Genomic DNA, 20,515 nt, shown 5'->3' with positions numbered 1-20,515 from the left:
GGCGGCTCCTCCCCCGGCACGGTGCAGACGCGGTCCTCCACGACGACGCCTGCGGGCCGGACTCCGGCAGGGGCCCCGTGGCTAGACTCCAGCCATCACACCGAGGGGAGCACCGTGACCGTCAGCGCGAAGGGTCGACGACGAGGCCAGGGCACGCGCCGGGCCATCACGGCAGGCGTCACCGGCCTGCTCGCGGTCGCCGCGGCGGTCGGCCTGGGGGCGTTTCCTGCACTCGCGACGGCGCCCGTCGACCTCTCTGGTGCCTACGTCCTCGACGACGCCGGCGTCCTCTCTCCCGCGCAGGAGTCGCAGGTCACGGACAGCCTCGACCAGCTCTCCGCAGACGCCGGGATCGACCTCTTCGTCGTCTACGTGGACGCCTTCGACTCCCCCGCCGACAGCGCGGCCTGGGGCCTCGCGACGGCTGAGCGCAACCAGCTCGGCACAGACGACGTGCTGCTGAGCGTGGCGGTCGACGACCGGGTCTACGACCTGTCGGTCTCGTCCAGCTCGACCGTGACGGCAGCCCAGCAGGAGGCGCTGCAGTCGGACGTGCTGGAGCCCCGCCTCCGTGACTCTGACTGGGCGGGCGCCGCGGTGGCCCTCGCCGACGGCATCCGTGACGACGCGGCCGGCCCCGACCTCTCCTGGCTGCTCTGGGTGCTCGTGGCGCTCGTCGTGCTGGCGGCCGCCGGCGCCGTCGTGTTCGGCGTGGTCCGCTCCCGTGCCCGTCGCCGGGCCTTCCGGTCGGCCGAGGAGGCGCAGGCTCAGCTGGACCGCCGCGCGGCCGCCCTGCTCGTCGCCCTCGACGACGAGCTGACCGCCGGGGCGCAGGAGGTCGGCTTCGCCGCGGCGCAGTTCGGCGACGACGCCGTCGCGCCGTTCGCCGCCGCGCTGACCGAGGCGAGGGAACAGGCCCGGGAGGCGTTCGAGCTGCAACAGCGGCTGGACGACTCCGTGCCCGACTCGCCCGAGCAGCGTCGCGAGTGGACCGAGCGCATCGTCCAGCTCTGTGACGAGGCCGGACGGTCGCTCGACGAGCAGTCGGCGGCGTTCGACGCCCTCCGCGCCGACGAGGAGCGCGCTCCCCGCGATGCGGCCGCGCTGCCCGGCGAGGTCGCCGGCCGGCGCGAGAAGGTGCGGCGTGCACGGGAGCTCCTGACCCAGCTCCGGCAGACGTACTCGACCAGGGCCGTGGCCACGGTGGCCGACGCCCCGGACCAGGCCGAGCGCCTCCTCGACTTCGCGGACGAGTCCGCCGCCGCGGCGACCGACTCGATCGGCCGCGGCGACACCGGCGAGGCCGTCGGCGCCGTGCGTGCGGCCAGGCAGTCGCTCGGCCAGGTCGACCAGCTCGTCGGCTCGGTCGACAAGGCGGCGGAGGCCCTGCGCACCGCGGGCACGACCATCGCCGCGCTCTCGGCGGACCTGCGGCGCGACATCGCGGCCGCGGAGGGCCTGCCGGCCGATCGCGTGCCCGAGGGAGTCGACGTCTCGGGCTCGGTGGCGGCGGCACGCGCGGCCGTCGCCCTCGGCGAGACGCAGGCCGACGATCCACTCGCCGTGCTGGCAGGCCTCGAGGCCGCGAACGTGCGCGTCGACGCCGCCCTCGTCGCCCTCCGCGACGCCGTGGAGAAGGACCGCAGGGTGCAGGCCGCCCTCGACCAGGCGCTCCTCACGGCGCGCAGTCAGATCAGCGCCGCCCGCGACTTCATCGAGACACGACGCGGCGCGGTAGGCCCGCAGCCGCGCACCCGGTTGTCCGAGGCCGAGCGTCACCTCGCGACGTCCGTCTCGCTCGCGACCTCCGACCGGGACCGTGCCCTCGGCGAGGCGCACCTCGCCGTGCAGCTGGCCGGCACGGCCGCGTCGGAGGCACAGGCCGAGGTCTCGTCGTACCAGCAGGGCGTGCCGTTCGGCGGGGGCGGCGGACGCGGCGGCGGGGCCGACCTGAGCGGCATCGTCACGGGGATCGTCCTCGGCGGGCTGCTCGGCGGGGGCGGCGGCGGGCGAGGCGGAGGCTTCGGCAGCGGCGGTCTCGGCGGTCTGGGCGGCTTCGGCGGGCGCAGCGGCGGGGGCGGCGGCTTCGGGGGCGGCGGAGGCGGTGGCGGCGGACGTCGCTCCGGCGGCGGACGGTTCTGACCGAGGCCGCGCAGCCCTGACGCAGACGACGACCATGAGCACGAGCACGAGCACGACCAGACTCCCCGGCGGGCGCCGCCCGGCGGGATCGACGCACCACCCACGAGAGGACACCACCATGGCGAAGCAGTCCATCTTCGGCCGGATCGCACAGCTGACCCGCGCCAACATCAACGCCCTGCTCGACCAGGCGGAAGATCCTGCCCTGATGCTCGACCAGATGGTGCGCGACTACACGAACAGCATCGCCGAGGCGGAGTCGGCCGTGGCCCAGACGATCGGCAACCTGCGGCTGCTCGAGCAGGACCACGCGGAGGACGTCGCCGCGGCCGCCGACTGGGAGCGCAAGGCACTCGCCGCCAGCAACAAGGCCGACCAGCTCCGCACGTCCGGCAACGCCGCCGACGCGGACAAGTTCGACGCGCTCGCCAAGGTCGCCCTCGGCAAGCAGATCTCGTCCGAGAAGGAGGCGAAGGACGCCGAGCCGACGATCGCCTCGCAGACGGTCGTCGTCGACAAGCTGAAGGCCGGCCTCACGGGCATGCGGTCGAAGCTCGACCAGCTCGACTCGAAGCGCAACGAGCTCGTCGCCCGGTCGAAGACCGCGGCCGCGCAGTCGCAGGTCGCCGACGCCCTCGGCAGCATGGACGTGCTCGACCCGACCAGCGAGATCGGTCGCTTCGAGGACAAGGTCCGTCGTGAGGAGGCGAAGGTGCTGGGCCAGCAGGAGCTCGCCGCGTCCAGCCTCGACGCGCAGTTCGAGGGCCTCGAGGACCTCGACCAGCAGACCGAGGTCGACGCGCGCCTGGCCGCGCTGAAGCTGGGCGCGCTCGACGCGTGACCACCGCCTCCGGCTCCCTCGCCCCGCCTCCCGCCGTCCACCGGCCGGGCGGCGGGGCGTCGCGCGTCGTCGCGGTCGACGTCGCGCGGGGGCTGGCGGTGCTCGGCATGTTCGCGGCGCACATGTGGCCGCGGGCGGAGCTCGACGAGCGCGTCTTCGACGGCCGCTCGGCGATCCTGTTCGCCACCCTCGCGGGCATCTCGCTGGGACTCTCGTCGGGCGGGTCGCGCCCGACGGCACGGGGAGGCCGCGCCCCGGTCGTCGGCTCCGTGCTGATCCGGGCCGCGGTCCTCGTGCTGCTCGGCCTCGTGCTGCAGGCCTGGAACGAGTACGTCCTCGTGATCCTGCCCTACTACGGCGTGATGTTCGCGCTGCTCGCCTTCGTCCTCTTCGCGCCGCGGGCGGTGCTCCTCGCGCTGGCCGCGGTCGTGACGGTCGTCGCCCCGTGGCTCGCCGACCAGGTGCCCGTGACGAACCTCGGCAGTCCGCTCGCGGGCGGGATCGTGGGCCTGGCACAGGACGCCCTGCTCGTCGGCTCGTACCCGGCGCTCGTCTGGCTGCCCTTCCTGCTCGTCGGTCTCGCCGCCGCCCGGAGCGACCTTCGTCGGCTGCGCACCGGAGTCGTCCTGCTGGTCGGGGGGACCGTGGCGGCGGTCGTCGGCTACGGGTCCCGGTGGCTGCCGGGCGCCTCCTCGTGGCCTGCCCTCGACCCGGCGGCGCACGAGGGCGCACCGGCGGAGATCGTCGGATCGGGCGGCACGGCCCTGGCCGTCGTCGGCCTGCTGCTGCTCGCCACCCGGCCTGCCTGGCCCGGCGGACGCCTCCTCGCGACGGGCCTCTCGCCGCTCGCCGCCGTCGGCAGCCAGCCGCTCACGATCTACGCGGCGCACCTGGTGCTGACTGCTCCCCTCTTCACGCTCTACCGACTCGACGGCGGCCGTTACGGCCTGCCCCTCGGCTGGCTGGTCGCGGCGATCGTCCTCACCCTCGCCTGGGCCGTGCTCTGGCGCCGGTTCGTCGGACGCGGCCCGCTCGAGCGGCTCGTCGCCAGCGTCAGCACGCCCTGGCGCCGAGCTGGTCGTGACCACCGGGCGGCGAGCACCTCCTGACCACACGGTGAGCAGGCCCCGGCGCTCGGCGGACCGCCCTGTGCCAGACTCACGCGCATGAGGTTCGTCGTGGTTCCGCAGTGGCAGGGTTCACCGTCGTCGAGGGCGATGCGGCTCGCCGAGGGGGCGTACGCCGTGCTCGGCGACCTGCCCACGAAGTCGACCACCGTGGTGGAGGTGCCGGTCGGCGCCGGGGACTCGCTCGGCACCCGGGTGCACAGGTTCTCGTCGGTCGTGGCCGTCGCCGCGTCCCTCCGTCGCGAGCTCGAGGCCGGGGCGTCGCCGGCCCTCGTCGTGGGCGGCGACTGCGGCGTGGAGTACGCAGCGGTGCAGCACGCGCTGGGCCCCGACACCGCCGTCGTCTGGTTCGACGCGCACCCCGACCTGCACAGCCCGCGCACCAGCGAGAGCGGTGCCTTCAGCGGGATGGTGCTGCGCGCCCTGACCGGCGACGGGACCGACGAGCTCGGCGCTCTCGAGGCCGGCCCTGGCGCCCGGCGTCTGGAGCCCGGCCGGATCGTGCTGGCCGGCAGCCGCACCTACGACGACGCCGAGGACACCTGGGTCGAGAGCCGCCGGGTCCGCACGGTCTCGTCGCTCGACCTCACCCCCGAGGAGGTGGTCGAGGCCGTCGCCGCGACGGGCGCGACCGAGGTCTACGTCCACGTCGACCTCGACGTGCTCGACCCGGGAACCCTCGACGGGCTGCTCGAGCCCGTGCCGTTCGGCCTCGACCCTGCCGTCCTGATCGCGACGATCACCGCCCTCAAGGAGCGCTTCGCGCTCGTCGGGGCCGGCATCTGCTCGTTCGCCCCTGTCGACTCGGCCGCCGCGGCCGACGACATGGGCACCATCCTCCGCGTCGTCGGGGCGCTCGCCCGATGAGCGCGGGCGGGAAGGACGACGGACCCGTCGGCGAGGACCGGCAACGCGTCTCCGTCGAGCGCGACGGCCACGTGCTCGTCATCGGCCTCGACCGCCCCGAGAAACGGAACGCGGCCGACCTGCGGATGCTCCGCGAGCTCTCGCTCGCCTACGGCCTGCTCGACCGCGACCCCGACCTGCGGGCCGGCCTGCTCGTCGGCCACGGCGAGCACTTCACGGCGGGCCTCGACCTCGGGGACGTCGCCCCGGCAGTCGGCGACGACGGGCTCGACGTCGTGCCCGAGGGCGGGCTGCACCCCTGGCAGGTCGAGGGGCGCGCGCTCACGAAGCCCGTCGTCGCCGCCGTGCAGGGCACCTGCCTCACGCTCGGGGTCGAGCTCGCCCTCGCGAGCGACGTCGTCGTGGCCGAGGTCGGCACCCGCTTCGGGCAGATCGAGGTGAGCCGCGCGATCCTCCCGTTCGGCGGGGCCACGATCCGGCTCCCCCGCCGGGTCGGCTGGGGGGACGCGATGCGCTGGATGCTCACCGGCGACCTGTTCGACGCCGAGGAGGCGCGGCGCATCGGGCTCGTGCAGGAGGTCGTCCCCGAGGGCGAGGCCCGCACCCGCGGCCTCGAGCTCGCGCACCGCATCGCCGCCCAGGCGCCGTTGGCCGTGCAGGCGACGCTGGCCTCCGCCCGGCTGGCGGTGCGGGAGGGCGACGCCGCCGCGGAGGCGCAGCTGCAGCCGGAGCTCGTGCGGCTCATGCGGACCGGGGACGCGCGCCGGGGCATGGAGGCGTTCCTCTCGAGGACGACGGCGGAGTACGAGGGCGACTGACCGCCTCCTCGTGTCGCCCTCCGCAGCGCAGACGACGACGAGACCGGACGCCGCGGGCCCCGGACACGCAGGAGCCCGCCTCCCCCTGAGGGAAGACGGGCTCGAGAACGAGGCGGATCGACCTACTTGAAGACGTCCTTGACGCCTTCGCCGACCTTCTTGGCGGACGCGCCGGCCTGGTCCTTCTGACCTTCGGCCTTGAGGCTGTCGTCGCCCTTGCGGTCTCCGATGGCCTCCTTCGCCTTACCGGCGATGTCCTGAGCGGCGTTCTTGATCTTGTCGTCGAGTCCCATGGTGACCTCCTCGCTACAGGCGCTGTCTGCGCCTTTTCCAGCACCGTACGCCTCGGGGCCCGTCGCGTCCCCGCCTGTCACGCAGTACTCAGAAATCGTACAGCGATCGTGCATGTGCGCCCCGGGGACTCCCCCGGTGCTCGACAGGCCCGCAGGACTACCGTCTGAGCCATGACGACTTATGACCTCATCGTGATCGGAGCCGGCGCGGTCGGCGAGAACGTGGCGGACTACGCCACCCGCAGCGGGCTGGAGGTGGCCCTCGTCGAGGCCGAGCTGATCGGCGGCGAGTGCTCGTACTGGGCCTGCATGCCGTCCAAGGCCCTGCTCCGCTCGACCTCGGTCATCCGGGCCGCGAAGTCCGTCGGGGGCGCGGCCCAGGCCGTGACCGGCGACGTCGACGTCGCCGCGGTGCTGCGCCGACGCGACTCGTTCACGAGCGGCTGGGACGACTCGGGACAGGCCGACTGGGTCGAGGGCGCGGGCATCGCCCTGCTCCGGGGCCACGCGATCATCACCGGCGTCAAGGAGGTGACGGTCGACGGGACCGTGCACACCGCCCGACATGCCGTGGTCGCGGCCACCGGCTCCACCGCCCTGCTCCCCGACGTGCCCGGCCTGGCCGAGGCCCGCCCGTGGACGAGCCGCGAGGCGACCAGCGCCCAGACGGTGCCGCAGAGCCTCGTCATCGTCGGAGGCGGCGTCGTCGCCCTCGAGATGGCGACCGCCTACCAGGGCCTCGGCTCGACGGTGACGGTCATCGCCCGCAGCGGCCTGCTGGGCGGCCAGGAGCCCTTCGCCGGCGAGCTGGTCGGCAAGAGCCTCCGCGAGCGAGGCGTCGACGTGCGCACAGGCTCGTCCCCCGCCTCCGTCCTCCGGACCGAGCACGACACGGTCGAGGTCACCCTCGACGACGGCAGCGTCGTGATCGCCGACGAGATCCTCGTCGCGACGGGCCGTGTGCCGCGCACCTCCGACCTCGGCCTCGAGAACGTGGGCATCGAGCCCGGCGACTGGCTGCAGGTGGACGACACGCTGCTCGTGCACGGCACCGACTGGCTCTACGGCGTCGGCGACGTCAACCACCGTGCACTGCTCACCCACCAGGGCAAGTACCAGGCCCGAGCGGCCGGCGAGGTCATCGCTGCCCGCGCCCTCGGCCGTGAGCTGAAGACCGAGCCGTGGGGCGCCCACGTCGCGACCGCGGACGACGCCGCCGTTCCCCAGGTGACGTTCACCGACCCCGAGGTCGCGAGCGTCGGCCTCACCGCGGACGCCGCCGAGAAGCGCGGCATCGACGTGAAGGTCGTCGACTACGACCTCGCCGGCGTCGCCGGGGCGGCCCTGCACTCGGACGACTACGAGGGGCACGCGCGGATCGTCGTGGACGAGAGCCGCAAGGTGATCGTGGGCGCGACCTTCGTCGGGCCCGACGTCGCCGAGCTGCTCCAGGCCGCCACGATCGCCGTGGTCGGCGAGGTGCCGATCGACCGCCTCTGGCACGCCGTCCCCGCCTACCCGACGGTGAGCGAGATCTGGCTGCGCCTGCTCGACGCCTACGGGCGTCCGTGAGGAACCCCCTCCTCGACTCGCCGGTCTCGCGCCTCGGCTGTGCCTGGGCGACCGCGGTCGGACTCGCGATCGGCGTGCCGCTCAGCGTCGGCCGGGTGCGCGTCGTGGGCGACCTGATCGTCTGCCGGGGCCTCCCCCGGTGGGCCTTCAAGCGGGGCGGCACCTGCGTCGGACGGGTCTACCTGACCCGCGACAAGGACGGCCCCCGCGTGCTGCAGCACGAGGCCGTCCACGTGAGGCAGTGGCAGAAGTACGGCATGCTGATGCCGTTCCTGTACTTCCTGGCCGGCAGCGACCCGCTGACGAACAGGTTCGAGATCGAGGCAGGCCTCGAGGAAGGCGGCTATCGATGACCCGCACCGTGATCATCACCGGAGCCAGCAGCGGCATCGGCCGGGAGGCGGCGATCGAGCTCGCCGCGGGAGGCGCGCAGGTCGCCGTGGTCGGCCGCAACGCCGAGCGCACCCGCGCCGTCGCCGACCAGGTCGGCGGTCGCGCCTTCCTGGCCGACTACGACCGGCTCGACGACGTGCGCCGCCTCGCGGACGAGCTGCTCGAGGCGTACCCGCGCATCGACGTGCTGGCCAACAACGCGGGCGGCCTCGTGAGCGAGCGGGGCCTCAGCCACGACGGGCACGAGCGCATCCTGCAGTCGAACCACCTGGCTCCGTTCCTGCTGACGCGCCTCCTGCTGCCCCGGCTGCTCGAGAGCTCGGGCCGGGTCGTCTCGACGGCCAGCGTGGCCAACCTGTTCGGCAGCGTCCGGCTCGACGACCTGAACTGGGCGAAGCGGCCCTGGCTCGGCGGCTGGCGCCAGTACGGCACGAGCAAGATCGAGACGATCTTGTTCGTCCGCGAGCTCGCGCGGCGCACCGGACTGGAGGCGTTCTCGTTCCACCCCGGCATCGTCAAGACGTCGTTCGGCTCGTCGTCGCCGATGTGGCGGATGGCGAACGTGCTCTCGAACGGCAACTACGGCATCTCGGCCCACGCGGGCGCCGTGCCCCTGATCCAGCTGTCGGGCCCGAGCTCGGTCAGCGTCGAGAACGGCACCTACTTCGACCAGCTCAAGCCCCACGGGCGGCTGCACCGCCACGCGCAGGACGACCTGCTGGCCGAGGCGCTGTGGGACAGGACGAGCGAGATCGTCGGGGTCGACCCCCAGGTCTGACCGGCAGGCCGCCGGGAGCTACATCTCGGCGCGGCCCAGCCGCCAGTAGCCCATGAAGGCGACCTGGCGGCGGTCGACGCCGACCTCGCTCACGAGGAACCGTCGCAGGGCCTTGATCGCGCCGGCCTCCCCCGCGAGCCACGCGTACAGCTCACCCTGCAGGGCCGCGCCGTGCTGCGCCTCGCCCTGGGGGACGTCCCAGAGGATGTCGTGCTCGATGTCGACCTCTTCCAGGTCGACGCCGCGGTGCCAGGCCGTCACGTAGCGCGCGGTCCAGCCGCGCACCGCAGTCTGCAAGGGCACTCCGTAGGCGACGCCCTCGCCACCGGCCGGGTGCTGCGCCGCACCGTCACCGGAGCGAGGCAGCCAGTGCACGGCCACGCCGGGCGGCGCCACCAGCGGCAGTACGTCACCGGCGGTCGGCACCTCGAGGAACACGCAGCCCCTGGCGTCGGCCGGCAGCGACTCGACGATGGACGAGATGGCGGGCACGGCGGTCTCGTCGCCGGCGATCATCACGGTCGACGCACGGCCGGGCGCCCACTCGACGCCGCTGCCGGTGACGCCGCTCGTCGCGTCGGGGCCGATGAGCATCGCCTCGTCGCCGACGCGGGTGCGGGCGAGCCACGCGGCCGCGGCTCCCTGGTCGCCGTGGCTGACGAAGTCGACGTCGACCTCGCGGAGCTGCGGCCGGACGGCGCGGGCCGTGTAGGTGCGCAAGGCGTTCTGCTGGTGGGCCGGCAGGGCACGCCAGGACGGCCACCAGTCGTCGGTAGGGAACGTGTCGTAGCCGGTGGCCTCGAGCGGCAGCACCAGCTTGATCCGCTGGTCGAGGCCGTCGACCCCGAAGTCGCCGAGGTCGTCGCCCGTGAAGGTCACGCGGACGAAGTGCGGGCTCAGGGCCTGCAGGGCCGCGACGCGCACCCGGTACGGGCGGTGGGCGGGCTTCTGGCGGGCCTCGGGCGGGGCCTCTGCGGTGATCGTCACGAGTCGAGCCTAAGGCATGCCTAACCTAAGTCGCCAGGGATCATCTCGACGTCGAGCGACAGGTGTCGACCACACCGGCCTGGAGGCCCGGGCTCAGACCGCGGTCGCGCCCCGGTCGCGCGAGGCGTCCTGGGCAGAGGGGACCATGTCGTGCAGGTCCCGGCGCAGGTCCCAGGCGAACCCCTCAGGGCCGCCGAGCCAGATCAGGTGCTCGGCCTCGGCCAGGGCGTCGGCGTCGACGTACATCTCCGCGAGCCAGGCACGGACTGCGCGCTCGACCGCCTCGCCGGGCGCGCAGGAGAGCCCGGTGCCGGGAGCGCCCGAGCGGCGGTCACGAGCGAGCCAGGTGACCGTGACGCGGCCGGGCGACGGCAGCGACTCGATCTCGGCGGCGGTGTCGACCTCGACGAAGACCTGGCCGCGCGCACAGATCGGCAGCGCGGCGAGCATGGCCCGGAGGGTCGGGACCGAGGAGGCGTCGCCCGCGAAGAGGACGCGGATCGCGTCGTACGGCAGGGGCGGGTCGGCGAAGTCGAGGATCATGTCCCGTTCAATGTAGGTGAGCCTTGCCTCATCCGCCACTCGGCGGCTGCCCCTCGGGGCAGGTGCACAGGCACGCCCGACAGCCCCGCGCCCGGCCGACGCCCGTGTAGTAGATTCTCTGACGTCCACGGGTCCGGCAGCGACCCGGGGGCGAGGGGCGGCGCGTCAGTCCGGCAGCGACGACGCGCCAGCCGCGGTCCGACGTCCACAAGCGACGACGGTCCTCCTTCGACCGGAGTGCGCAGGTCGCCACGAGCGACGACGCGCACCGACCCGAACCGCTCCCGAAAGGCACCTCCACCGCCATGCGCCCCTCCCGCCTCCTCGTCCCCGTGGTCGCCGCCGCCGCCTCGCTCGCCCTGCTCGCCGGGTGCACCGCGGGCGGCTCCGACACCCCACGCGGCGGTGCCGACGCGACCGTCACGGTGGGCCTCGTGCTCGAGCCCTCCGACCTCGACGTCCGCACCACCTCCGGCATCGCCCTCGACCAGGTGCTGATCGACAACGTCTACCAGGGCCTCGTCGGCCGCACGCAGGACAACGAGATCGTCGACGTGCTGGCCAGCGAGCACACGATCAGCGCGGACGGCCTGACCTACACGTTCACCCTGCAGGACGGCGTGACCTTCCACGACGGCGCCGCGATGACCGCCGCCGACGTCGTGTGGTCGCTGCAGCAGGTCGCCGACGACGAGTCGCTCGCCGGCCACGCCGACCTCGCCTCCGTCGCCGACGTCAGCTCCCCCGCCGACGACACCGTCGTGCTCACGCTGACGCAGCCCGACTCAGCCCTGCTGTTCGCCCTGACGGGCCGTGCCGGGCTCGTGCTCGAGCAGGCGGCCACCAACGACCTCTCGACGACCGCCAACGGCACGGGGCCGTTCACGCTCGCCTCGTGGACCCAGGGCGACAGCCTCCGCCTCGAGCGGAACGACGACTACTGGGGCGAGGCCGCGGGCGTCGCCGGTGTCGTGTTCCGCTACGTCACGGACGGCTCCGCCGCGATCAACGCGACCCTCTCGGGCGACCTGGACGTGCAGACGGCGGTCGACGCGACCCTCGCCTCTCAGTTCGACGGTGTCGACGGCATCACGGTCGAGCAGGGCCAGACGACCGACAAGTACACCCTCGCCTTCAACAACGCCGTCGCCCCCTTCACCGACCCGCGGGTGCGCCAGGCGATCCGGATGGCCGTCGACAACGACGCGCTGATCGCGGCCGTGGGCGGCTCGGCCGTCGACCAGGGCGGCCCGATCCCCGAGCTCGACCCCGGCTACGAGGACCTGACCGACGTCGACGCCTACGACCCTGACCAGGCGAAGCAGCTCCTGGCGGAGGCGGGCCACGCCGACGACCTCGACCTCACGCTCGAGTACGCGAACTTCTACCCCGCCGCGATCGGCGACGTGCTCACCACCCAGCTCGCCGACGTCGGCGTCACGCTGACGGTGCAGCAGGTCGACTTCACGACCTGGCTCAACGACGTGCTCGCGCCGCCCGCCGACGGCGGCACGCGCGACTTCCAGCTGAGCATGGTGAACCACGCCGAGACCCACGACTTCTCGAACTGGGCCGACCCGACGTACTACTGGGGCTACGACTCGGCTCCCGTCCAGCAGCTCTACGCCGAGTCGCTGGCCGCGACCGACCCCGACGTCGCCGCCTCGAAGCTCGCCGAGGCCGCCCGGATCGTGTCGGAGGACGCCCCCGCCGAGTGGCTCTACACCGCGACGACGCTGACGGCCGTGCGCGACGGCGTCACGGGCTTCCCGACGTCGTCCACCAGCACCCGCCTCGACCTGTCCGCGCTGGCCGTCACGGAGTGACCCGGTTCCTGCTCGGACGCACCGCCCTCTTCGCCCTGGGGCTCGTGGTCGCGAGCGTGCTGATCTTCGCGACCCTCCGCCTCCTGCCGGGCGACGTGGCGCAGTCGATCGCGGGCACGACGGGCTCGGCGGCCCAGGTCGCGGCGCTGCGCGAACAGCTCGGCCTCGACCGGCCGATCGTCGCGCAGTACCTGGAGTGGGCCGGCGGGCTGCTGCGGCTGGACCTCGGCGACTCGCTCGTGACCGGCAGCCCCGTCGCCGGCGAGATCGCGGAGAAGCTCGGCGTCACCCTGCCGCTCGCCGGGTTGTCGCTCGTCTTCGGGCTGCTGATCGGCGTCCCCGCCGGCGTCTGGGCCGCCGCCCGGCACCGCCGTCCCGTCGGCCTCGTCGTCGGCGTCGGATCGCAGCTGCTCGCCGCGGTGCCCGCCGTCTGGCTCGGCATGCTCCTCATCGCGCTCTTCGCGGTGACGCTCGGCTGGCTGCCCACCCAGGGCTGGCCGCTCGACGGCTGGCAGGATCCCGGGCGGGCGCTGCGCTCGCTCGTGCTGCCCGCCCTCACGATCGGGATCATCGAGGGTGCGGTGCTGCTGCGCTTCACCCGGTCGGCCGCGATCGGCGCGCTCGACCAGGACTACCTCCGCGCCGCCGCGGCCAAGGGCATGACCCTCGACCGCGCGCTGCTCCGGCACGGCCTGCCGAACGTGATGCTCAGCGTCGTCAGCGTGCTCGGCCTGCAGGTCGTCGGCCTGGTGGTCGGCGCAGTCGTCGTCGAGCAGCTCTTCACGCTTCCCGGCCTCGGACGGATGCTCGTCACCGACGTGGGCCGCCGCGACCTCACGAAGGTGCAGGGCGAGCTGATGACGCTCACCGCGATCGTCCTGTTCGTCGGGCTGCTCGTGGACGTCGCGCACAGGCGGCTCGACCCCCGGCTGCGCGAGGTCGAGCGATGAGGCGCGGCTCGTTCGTGCGCTCCCTGCTGCGCCGACCCCAGGGCGCGGCGGCCGTCGCCTGGCTGGCCCTCGTCGCCCTCGCCGCGGCGGTCAGCCGGGTCTGGACCCCGGCCGACCCGTTCCGCACGGATCCCTACTCGGCCTGGCTGCCCCCGTCGGGCGGGCACCTGTTCGGCACCGACGCCGTCGGCCGCGACATCGCCAGCTACCTGATGGCGGCGAGCGGCACCACCGTGGTCGTGGCCGTGTCGGCCGGGGTGCTCGCGCTCGTCGTGGGGCTCGGCCTCGCCGCCCTCGGCTCGCTGACCGCACGCATCGTGCGCGAGTCGGTCGCCGTCCTCATCGACGTCCTCGTCGCGTTCCCCACCATCCTCGTCGCGATGGCACTCGCCGCGGCGTTCGGTGGGTCGCTCGGGGTCGTCGTTGTCGCCTCGGGCCTCGGCTACGGCGTGACCATCGCCCGTGTCTCGCGGAGCGAGATCCGCCGCGTCGCGCGGGAGGACTACGTCACGGCCGCCCGCGCGTCGGGCGCCGGCACCGCGACCGTTCTGCTGCGGCACGTGCTGCCGAACATCGCGCCGGTGTTCGTCGTGCAGCTGTCCCTCGCGATGGCGACGTCGATCCTCGCGGAGGCGGGGCTGTCGTTCCTCGGCTACGGGGCGTCGGCCGAGACGGCCTCGTGGGGGCGCCTCCTCGCGGACCTGCAGAAGTTCCTCGGCGTGCACCCGTGGACGATCGTCTGGCCGGGGCTGGCCATCACGCTGACCGTGCTGGCGCTCAACCTGCTCGGCGACGCCGTGCGCGACGCCGCCGACCCGAGGCTGAGGGGGGCGTCCTCGTGAGCCTCGACGTCGACGACCTGACCGTCACGATCGACGGCCGTCGCGTCGTCGACGGCGTCTCGCTGCACCTCGCCGACGGAGCCCGCCTCGGCCTGATCGGCGAGTCGGGCTCGGGCAAGTCGATGACGACCCTCGCCGTGCTCGGCCTGCTGCCGCCGCAGGCCGTCGTGACGGGCAGCATCCGCCTCGACGGCCGCGAGCTCGTCGGCCTCTCCGACCGGCAGCTCGCCCCGTTGCGGGGAGCGACGATCGCCGCCGTCTTCCAGGACCCGCGCACGGCCCTCGACCCCGTCATGACCATCGGGCGCCAGGTGGCCGAGCCGCTGCGCCTGCACGGCCGCGTCTCCCGGGCCGACGCGCGCCGCCGCGCCGTCGAGGCCCTGGCCGAGGTCGGGCTCGACGAGTCGGTCGCCGACTCGTGGCCGCACCAGCTGTCGGGCGGCCAGCGCCAGCGAGCCGTGATCGCGACGGCCCTGATCGCCCGCCCGGCCGTGCTGCTCGCGGACGAGCCGACGACCGCCCTCGACGTGACGACGCAGGCCGAGGTGCTCGCCCTGTTCCGACGGCTGGTCGACGAGCGCGGGGCCTCGCTCCTGTTCGTCACGCACGACCTCGCGGTGCTGGCGCAGGTGGCCGAGGAGGCGGCGGTGCTGTCCCGGGGACGCGTGGTCGAGAGCGGGCCGGTCGCCCGCCTCCTCGGCTCGCCTGCCCACCCCGTGACGCGCGGCCTCGTCGAGGCGACGCGTGCGACGACCTGGAGGGCACCGTGACCGGCTCGGACACGCAGCACGACGACGCAGGCACCGGCCCCGGGCCGCTGCTGAGCGGCCGTGACCTCTCGCGCACCTTCACGCTCCCCCGCCGGTCGCCGTTCCAGCCGGGGCCGGTGCGGCACGCCCTCGTCGAGGCCGACCTCGACGTCGGACGGGGCGAGAGCGTCGCCCTGATCGGCGAGTCCGGCTCGGGCAAGTCGACCCTGGTGCGGCTCCTGCTCGCCCTCGACCGGCCGACCGCCGGCACCGTGACGTTCGACGGGCGCGAGGTGCGTCCCGACCGCGCCTCGCGCCTCCGCTGGCTGCGCCGCCGCACGGGCGTCGTGCTGCAGGACCCGTACAGCTCGCTCGACCCCCGCATGCGGATCGGCGACGTCGTGGCCGAGCCGCTTCGCCTGCTGCGGGTGCCGGGCGACCACCGCCGGATGGTTGCCGAGGTGCTCGAGCGCGTCGGCCTCGAGCCCCGGGGCGTCGACCTGTGGCCGCACGAGCTGAGCGGCGGCCAGCGTCAGCGCGTCGCCCTCGCCCGCGCCGTCGTGCACGGCCCCGACCTGCTGGTCGGAGACGAGCCGATGAGCGCCCTCGACGTCACGGTGCGCGCGCAGATCCTCGGCCTGTTGGCCGAGCTGCGCGACGCCCTCGGGCTGTCGCTGCTGATCGTGTCGCACGACGTCGGGCTCGTGCAGCACCTGAGCGACCGCGTGGCCGTGCTGCAGGGCGGGCGCATCGTCGAGCAGGGCGCCACCGCCGACGTGCTGGGACGGCCGCAGCACGACTACACGAAGCGCCTCATCGCGTCGGTGCCGACGCTCGACGGCCCCTGACCCGGGCCCGTCGTCGAGCGGGGGCGGCCGCGCAGGTCAGCCGCGCCTCACCAGCAGTCGGGATGCCGTCGCTGCCAGCGCAGGCGCCGCTCGAGCTGGGCGCCGATCGCGAGCAGCACGTCCTCCCGGCCCGGCCGGCCGATCAGCTGCACCCCGGCGGGCAGCCCGTCGACCTCTGCCACCGGCAGCGTGATCGCGGGCAGGCCCGCGACGTTGACGAACGAGGTGAACGGCGACACGAGGCACTGCTGCTCGAAGGCGCGCTCAGGGTCGTCGGCGTCGTGCCAGCCGAGGGCCGGCGGCAGCAGCGCGAGCGACGGCGTCAGCACGGCGTCGAAGCGGTCGAAGGCCGCGATCACGCTCTGCTCGAAGGCGCTCAGGCCGGCGAGGGCAGCGCCCAGCTCGCGGGCGCCGAGCTCGCGGCCGCGCCGCACCAGCCAGGCGGTCATCGGCTCGAGCAGCGCGAAGTCGTCGTCGGTCTCGGCGGGGATGCCCGCCGCGCTGGCCTGCCAGATCGTCCGGAACAGGGCCGGGTAGTTCGGCGCCCCCGGGTCCGAGCCCGGCAGCGACGCGTCGTCCACGCCGTGCCCGAGGGCGTCGAGCTGGTCGGCGGTGTCGCGCAGCACCCCCAGGAGGCGCGGGTCGACCCGGACGTCGTACGCGTCGTCCCACGGGCTGGCCGTCAGCACCCCGAGCTGGAACCGCCCCTCGCCGCGGACGGCGGTGCCGAGCCACGCCCCGTCGGGCGAGCCTGGCGCCCGCAGGGCGAAGTGGTCGCGCGGCGCCCGGCCGTCGGGCGAGACCATGGCGTCGAGCAGCATCGCGGCGTCCGCGACCGTGCGGGCGATCGGCCCGCCGACGGCGAGTCCGCCGAGGCTCGTGATGCCCGACTGTGCGGGCACGCGGCCCCGGGACGGCTTGAGGCCGACGAGCCCGGTCATGGCTGCGGGGATGCGGATCGAGCCCCCGCCGTCCGAGCCGGGCGCGAAGGGCAGCAGCCCGGCGGCGACCGCGGCGGCCGCTCCCCCGCTGGAGCCGCCCGCGCCGAGATCGCGCCGCCACGGATTGCGCGTGACGGGCCCGACCACCGGCTCGGTGTAGCCCGTGAGGCCGAACTCGGGCGTCGCGGTCTTGCCGAGGCTGACCGCGCCGGCCTCGCCCAGCACCGCGGAGATCTCCGAGTCCTGCTCGGGGACGCGCCCGCGGGAGAGCCGCGAGCCGAGGCCGGTCGGCAGGCCGGCGCGGTCGGTCAGGTCCTTGTCGGCGAGGGGAAGGCCCCAGAGCGGCGCCGTGCTGCGGCCTGCGCGCCCGAGAGCGTCGGCCCGGTCGCGGGCGGCGTCGGCCCCGACCGCGACGAACGCGCCGACGCCGTCGTCGCCCGAGTCGAGCCGGTCGATCCGTGCCAGGTAGTGGTCGGTCAGCTCGCGGGGCGTGACCTCGCCGCGGCGGAGCCAGTCCCACTGCTCCTGGGCGCTGAGGTGGTGGAGTTCGAACACGCGTCGAGCCTAGGCGCGGGCGGCCGTGTCACGGCTTGTCGCGTCCGCGCCGCTTCTTGAGCGACTTCTGCATCGTGACGGTGCCGAGCCAGCGGCCGAACTTGAAGCCGACCCGTCCCATCCGGCCGACCTCCACGAAGCCGAGCCGGGAGTGCAGAGCGATGGAGGCGTCGGCCTTCGCATCGGCGATGACCGCGATCATCTCGCGGATGCCGGCCTCCCTGCAGGCCTCGACCAGCGCCTCCAGCAGGGCCCGGCCGAGTCCGCGTCCCGTCGTCGCCGCCCGCAGGAAGATCGACGTCTCGACCGTGTACCGGTACGCGGCCTTGCCGCCCCAGGGAGCCGCGTGGGCGTAGCCGAGCACCTCGCCGGCCGGGCTGACCGCGACCAGGAACGGCATGCCGAGCTTCTGCCCGACGGCGGCCTTGCGTCGCCACTCGGCGAGCGTCATCGCCTTCTCGTCGAAGGTGACGCTCGAGTTCGCGACGTAGTGGGCGTAGATCTCCCGCACGTACGGGAGGTCGGCGGGCTCGAGCGGCCGGATCTCGAACGAGAACTCGGGCTCGGGGGCCGGCGCCGGACGAAGTCGGCGCGGCAGCTGCCGCCTCTGCTGGTATTCCTCCTCGAGCACGTCCCCACTCTGGCACGCTGCCGCCTCCTCGTTCAGGAAGACGGGTCCTGGATCGCGCAGCGGGGGGATCGCGAGTCCTGAGCCGTGCACGATCCAGGAGGCGCGGCCCGCGATCTCCTGGATCACGAAGGAGGCGCGGCACCGGCCACGAGGAGGCGCGGGCAGGCCAGCCAGCTCAGGGCAGGTCCGGCAGGCGCCAGTCGACCGGCGTGCCGCCCTGCTGCACGAGCAGCGCGTCGACCCTGCTGAAGGGCCGCGACCCGAAGAAGCCCCGCGACGCGGAGAGCGGGCTCGGGTGAGCGGACTGCACGGTCGGCACGTCGCCGAGCATCGGCACCAGCGAGGCCGCGTCGCGCCCCCACAGCAGGCCCACGAGCGGCCCGCCGCGGGCGGCCAGCACCTCGACGGCACGCTGCGTCACCGGCTCCCAGCCCTTGCCGCGGTGCGAGCCGGCCTCCCCGGGACGCACGGTCAGCACGCGGTTGAGCAACATGACCCCGCTGCGCTGCCACGACGTGAGGTCGCCGTGCGCGACGGGCGGGTGGCCGAGGTCGTCGTGCAGCTCGCGGTAGATGTTCGCCAGGCTGCGAGGCACGGGACGGACGTCGGGAGCGGTGGCGAACGAGAGACCGATGGGGTGGCCGGGCGTCGGGTACGGGTCCTGCCCGACGACGAGCACCTTCACCTCGTCGAGCGGCGTCGTGAAGACGCGCAGCACGGCCTCGCCGGCGGGGAGGTAGCCGCGACCGGCGCGCACCTCGGCGCGGAGGTACTCGCCCATGTCGGCCACGAGCGGCGCGACGGGCTCGAGGGCCGCAGCCCAGCTCGGGTGCACGAGGTCGGCGAGCGGGCGGGCGATCACTCCGCGCCCAGCGAGCCGACGGAGACGCCGACGACGTCGCCCTGCTCGTCGACCTGCGGCTCCACGCGCCAGACGCTGCCGCGGCCGAGCACGGTCAACGCGCCCTCCCCGACGACGAGGGCGGTGTGCTCGTCGATCGCGACGCCTCCTCGGACCATGCCGGCCTCGGTCGCGGCGACGAGGCGCGTGAGCGTGCCCCACTGGGCGGCGTGCACGTCGACGGCGAGGTCGACGAGCCCGAGGCCCTCGCCGAGCTCGACCTCGTCGAGGTCCTCAGCGGCGTCCTGCGGGCAGACGGGGACGTCGCCGATCAGCCAGCCGCCGAGCAGGGCACGGTCGGCCGCGATGGCCGCCCCGGCCGAGAACCCGACGTAGGGCAGGCCGTCGCTCACGAGGAGGCGCACCTGGTCGACCAGCGGAGCCACCGCCTCGAGGTAGGCCGGCGTCAGCCCGCCGCCGACGACGAGGCCGTCGACGTCGCTGAGCACCCGGGTGTCGAAGACCTCGCCGGCCTCGACGACGGTCGTGACGACCTCGCAGCGACCGCCGGACGCGATGAGGGCAGGGAACCCGGTGCGCCAGTCTTCCGAGGGCGAGTCGTCCGCGACGACGACGAGGACGCCGACGCGCGGGACCTCGCGCCCGACGGCACGGCCTCGGACCGCCGCCTCGGCGACGAAGAGGTCGTAGAGCCCGGGCTCGTCAGGGTCCCAGCCGCCGCCCACCAGGTGGATGCTCACGAGGCGTCCCCCTGCCCGGCGTCGCGGGTCACGGGAGGCAGGGCGCTCCACGGGAAGGTGATCCACTGGGAGGTGCGCTTCCACGTGAAGTCGGGCTCGAGGATCGTCTGCGGCTTGCTGTACAAGCAGACGGTGCGAACCTCGGAGGCGACCTCGGCCAGCAGGTCGCGGACGAGGGCGAGCGTGCGGCCCGAGTCGGAGACGTCGTCGACGACGAGCACGCGCTTGCCCGCGAGCGCCGGGGCGTCGAGGGTCGGGGGCAGCAGCACGGGCTCGGGCAGGCGCTCGTCGACGCCCGTGTAGAACTCGACGTTGATCGACCCGCACATCTTCGTGTCGAGGGCGTACGAGATGGCGCCGGCCAGCACGAGGCCGCCCCGGGCCACGGCGACGATCACGTCGGGCGTGAAGTCGGCCGCCACCACGTCGCGGGCGAGGTGGCGTGCGGCCTCGCCGAACTCGAGCCAGCCGAGGACCTCGCGCTCGGCCGAGGACGCAGGCGAGGGCACGAGCGCAGACGGGGCCGCAGGTGCGGACGCGTCGGGGTCGCCTGCCACGTCGTCCTCCACCACGACGGGGGCCGCTCCGGCCGACGAAGGGTCGAGGTCGGACGGGGCGTCGGGTGAGGAGACCATCCCGCAACCGTACCGGGCCGGGGCGTGCTCGGCGACGCCGGGGGGGGCGGGGTCGCGGGGCGTCGCTCCGCGTGACCCTGCCCGGCGTCCGGGCCGACGGGACGGACAGGTGCCGTCGCAGGCCGGGTCTACTGGACGGGGCCCCGGAGGCGGACACGGTAGCGGGACGGCACCGGCGGGACGCGGAGCCAGGTCGTGCGACGGGCGCCCCCCGAGGAGGACCACTCGACGAAGACGGTGCCGATGTCGACCAGGGCGGTGAGCTCGAGCGGCGTCGCGATGCCCAGCTCGGAGTGCTGACCCAGCGCGTCGGTGCGGCGGACGTCGCCGTCCGCGAGCTCGACGACCACGTTCTCGGGAACCCGTCCGCCGGTGCAGCGCAGCACCAGGCACGTGCCGAGCGGCATGCCGGCTCGACCGACGTCGTTCGGGACGTCGAGCCAGTCGAGGGAGAAGAGCGGGGCGCGACGCAGGCGAGGGAAGCGCTCGACCGCGTCGTGGCGATCGGCGTCGAGCACGAGCGGTGCGTCGTCGCGGACCGAGTCCGATCCTCGTGTGGTCAGATCCATCGTGGC

Annotated in this window: 22 protein-coding genes; 13 read left to right on the top strand and 9 right to left on the bottom strand. The window is 74.3% G+C overall.

Annotation, left to right across the window (positions count from 1 at the left end; genetic code table 11):
* The first annotated feature begins 114 nt into the window (after window positions 1-114).
* The 5 genes from ES689_RS16040 to ES689_RS03105 all read left to right on the top strand — a co-directional run bounded on the left by ES689_RS16040 (window position 115) and on the right by ES689_RS03105 (window position 5,795).
* Window positions 115-2,142, top strand: a complete 2,028-nt coding sequence (locus tag ES689_RS16040) for a TPM domain-containing protein (RefSeq protein ID WP_191330153.1) — start codon at window positions 115-117, stop codon at window positions 2,140-2,142.
* A gap of 118 nt (window positions 2,143-2,260) precedes the next feature.
* On the top strand, window positions 2,261-2,983 hold the full coding sequence (locus ES689_RS03120) for a PspA/IM30 family protein (protein ID WP_146900048.1): 723 nt from the start codon (window positions 2,261-2,263) through the stop codon (window positions 2,981-2,983).
* Entirely contained in the window at window positions 2,980-4,092 is a 1,113-nt protein-coding gene (locus tag ES689_RS03115; RefSeq protein ID WP_146900045.1) for a DUF418 domain-containing protein, read from the top strand. Before ES689_RS03120 ends, ES689_RS03115 begins: the two co-directional genes overlap by 4 nt.
* Before the next feature lie 57 nt (window positions 4,093-4,149).
* A complete protein-coding gene (locus tag ES689_RS03110; protein ID WP_146900042.1) occupies window positions 4,150-4,977 on the top strand; it encodes an arginase family protein in 828 nt (275 codons plus the stop codon).
* On the top strand, window positions 4,974-5,795 hold the full coding sequence (locus tag ES689_RS03105; RefSeq protein WP_146900040.1) for a crotonase/enoyl-CoA hydratase family protein: 822 nt from the start codon (window positions 4,974-4,976) through the stop codon (window positions 5,793-5,795). Before ES689_RS03110 ends, ES689_RS03105 begins: the two co-directional genes overlap by 4 nt.
* Before the next feature lie 122 nt (window positions 5,796-5,917).
* Here the strand turns inward: ES689_RS03105 and ES689_RS03100 are convergent, their stop codons facing one another.
* Window positions 5,918-6,088, bottom strand: coding sequence for a CsbD family protein (locus tag ES689_RS03100; protein WP_146900037.1), 171 nt, complete (start codon window positions 6,086-6,088; stop codon window positions 5,918-5,920).
* Window positions 6,089-6,259: 171 nt separating this feature from the next.
* On the opposite strand from ES689_RS03100, the gene ES689_RS03095 reads away from it, so the two are divergent.
* Genes ES689_RS03095 through ES689_RS03085 form a run of 3 tightly spaced genes read left to right on the top strand, consistent with a single transcriptional unit; the run spans window position 6,260 to window position 8,831 of the window.
* The gene (locus ES689_RS03095; protein WP_146900033.1) at window positions 6,260-7,660 is read left to right on the top strand and encodes an NAD(P)/FAD-dependent oxidoreductase; all 1,401 of its coding nucleotides are present in this window, start codon (window positions 6,260-6,262) and stop codon (window positions 7,658-7,660) included.
* Window positions 7,657-8,013, top strand: coding sequence for a Fe-S oxidoreductase (locus ES689_RS03090; RefSeq protein ID WP_223269350.1), 357 nt, complete (start codon window positions 7,657-7,659; stop codon window positions 8,011-8,013). Before ES689_RS03095 ends, ES689_RS03090 begins: the two co-directional genes overlap by 4 nt.
* Entirely contained in the window at window positions 8,010-8,831 is an 822-nt protein-coding gene (locus ES689_RS03085; RefSeq protein ID WP_146900030.1) for an SDR family NAD(P)-dependent oxidoreductase, read from the top strand. Before ES689_RS03090 ends, ES689_RS03085 begins: the two co-directional genes overlap by 4 nt.
* 18 nt (window positions 8,832-8,849) lie before the next feature.
* Here ES689_RS03085 and ES689_RS03080 read toward each other — a convergent pair whose 3' ends face one another.
* Window positions 8,850-9,818, bottom strand: coding sequence for a siderophore-interacting protein (locus ES689_RS03080; protein WP_223269349.1), 969 nt, complete (start codon window positions 9,816-9,818; stop codon window positions 8,850-8,852).
* 93 nt (window positions 9,819-9,911) lie between these two features.
* Complete coding sequence (locus ES689_RS03075) at window positions 9,912-10,361, bottom strand: SIP domain-containing protein (RefSeq protein WP_146900027.1); 450 nt, start codon at window positions 10,359-10,361, stop codon at window positions 9,912-9,914.
* A gap of 305 nt (window positions 10,362-10,666) precedes the next feature.
* Here ES689_RS03075 and ES689_RS03070 point away from each other — a divergent pair, with 305 nt between their 5' ends.
* The 5 genes from ES689_RS03070 to ES689_RS03050 are packed head-to-tail and all read left to right on the top strand — an operon-like array spanning window position 10,667 to window position 15,576.
* Window positions 10,667-12,187 carry an ABC transporter substrate-binding protein gene (locus tag ES689_RS03070; protein ID WP_146900024.1) on the top strand — a complete coding sequence of 507 codons (1,521 nt, stop codon included), beginning with the start codon at window positions 10,667-10,669 and terminating at the stop codon, window positions 12,185-12,187.
* Window positions 12,184-13,137, top strand: coding sequence for an ABC transporter permease (locus tag ES689_RS03065; protein WP_146900021.1), 954 nt, complete (start codon window positions 12,184-12,186; stop codon window positions 13,135-13,137). Before ES689_RS03070 ends, ES689_RS03065 begins: the two co-directional genes overlap by 4 nt.
* Entirely contained in the window at window positions 13,134-13,979 is an 846-nt protein-coding gene (locus tag ES689_RS03060) for an ABC transporter permease (RefSeq protein WP_146900018.1), read from the top strand. The genes ES689_RS03065 and ES689_RS03060 overlap by 4 nt, the downstream gene beginning before the upstream one ends.
* Window positions 13,976-14,749, top strand: a complete 774-nt coding sequence (locus ES689_RS03055; protein ID WP_133737691.1) for an ABC transporter ATP-binding protein — start codon at window positions 13,976-13,978, stop codon at window positions 14,747-14,749. Before ES689_RS03060 ends, ES689_RS03055 begins: the two co-directional genes overlap by 4 nt.
* Window positions 14,746-15,576 carry an ABC transporter ATP-binding protein gene (locus ES689_RS03050; protein ID WP_223269348.1) on the top strand — a complete coding sequence of 277 codons (831 nt, stop codon included), beginning with the start codon at window positions 14,746-14,748 and terminating at the stop codon, window positions 15,574-15,576. The genes ES689_RS03055 and ES689_RS03050 overlap by 4 nt, the downstream gene beginning before the upstream one ends.
* A 47-nt stretch (window positions 15,577-15,623) precedes the next feature.
* Here the strand turns inward: ES689_RS03050 and ES689_RS03045 are convergent, their stop codons facing one another.
* From ES689_RS03045 to ES689_RS03020, 6 genes are all read right to left on the bottom strand, one after another.
* Window positions 15,624-17,072 carry an amidase gene (locus tag ES689_RS03045; protein WP_146900015.1) on the bottom strand — a complete coding sequence of 483 codons (1,449 nt, stop codon included), beginning with the start codon at window positions 17,070-17,072 and terminating at the stop codon, window positions 15,624-15,626.
* Between the two features lie 28 nt (window positions 17,073-17,100).
* The gene (locus ES689_RS03040; protein ID WP_146900012.1) at window positions 17,101-17,703 is read right to left on the bottom strand and encodes a GNAT family N-acetyltransferase; all 603 of its coding nucleotides are present in this window, start codon (window positions 17,701-17,703) and stop codon (window positions 17,101-17,103) included.
* A 175-nt stretch (window positions 17,704-17,878) separates the two neighbouring features.
* Window positions 17,879-18,565, bottom strand: a complete 687-nt coding sequence (locus ES689_RS03035) for a uracil-DNA glycosylase (RefSeq protein WP_146900009.1) — start codon at window positions 18,563-18,565, stop codon at window positions 17,879-17,881.
* Window positions 18,562-19,305, bottom strand: a complete 744-nt coding sequence (locus tag ES689_RS03030) for a Type 1 glutamine amidotransferase-like domain-containing protein (RefSeq protein ID WP_223269347.1) — start codon at window positions 19,303-19,305, stop codon at window positions 18,562-18,564. Before ES689_RS03030 ends, ES689_RS03035 begins: the two co-directional genes overlap by 4 nt.
* On the bottom strand, window positions 19,302-19,940 hold the full coding sequence (locus ES689_RS03025) for a phosphoribosyltransferase (RefSeq protein WP_146900006.1): 639 nt from the start codon (window positions 19,938-19,940) through the stop codon (window positions 19,302-19,304). Before ES689_RS03025 ends, ES689_RS03030 begins: the two co-directional genes overlap by 4 nt.
* Window positions 19,941-20,068: 128 nt before the next feature.
* On the bottom strand, window positions 20,069-20,509 hold the full coding sequence (locus tag ES689_RS03020; RefSeq protein WP_146900003.1) for a hypothetical protein: 441 nt from the start codon (window positions 20,507-20,509) through the stop codon (window positions 20,069-20,071).
* Window positions 20,510-20,515: the final 6 nt, after the last annotated feature.

Source organism: Frigoribacterium sp. ACAM 257 (genome assembly GCF_007954365.1).
GTDB lineage: Bacteria > Actinomycetota > Actinomycetes > Actinomycetales > Microbacteriaceae > Frigoribacterium.
This window is presented reverse-complemented; position numbering and strand designations above follow the sequence as displayed.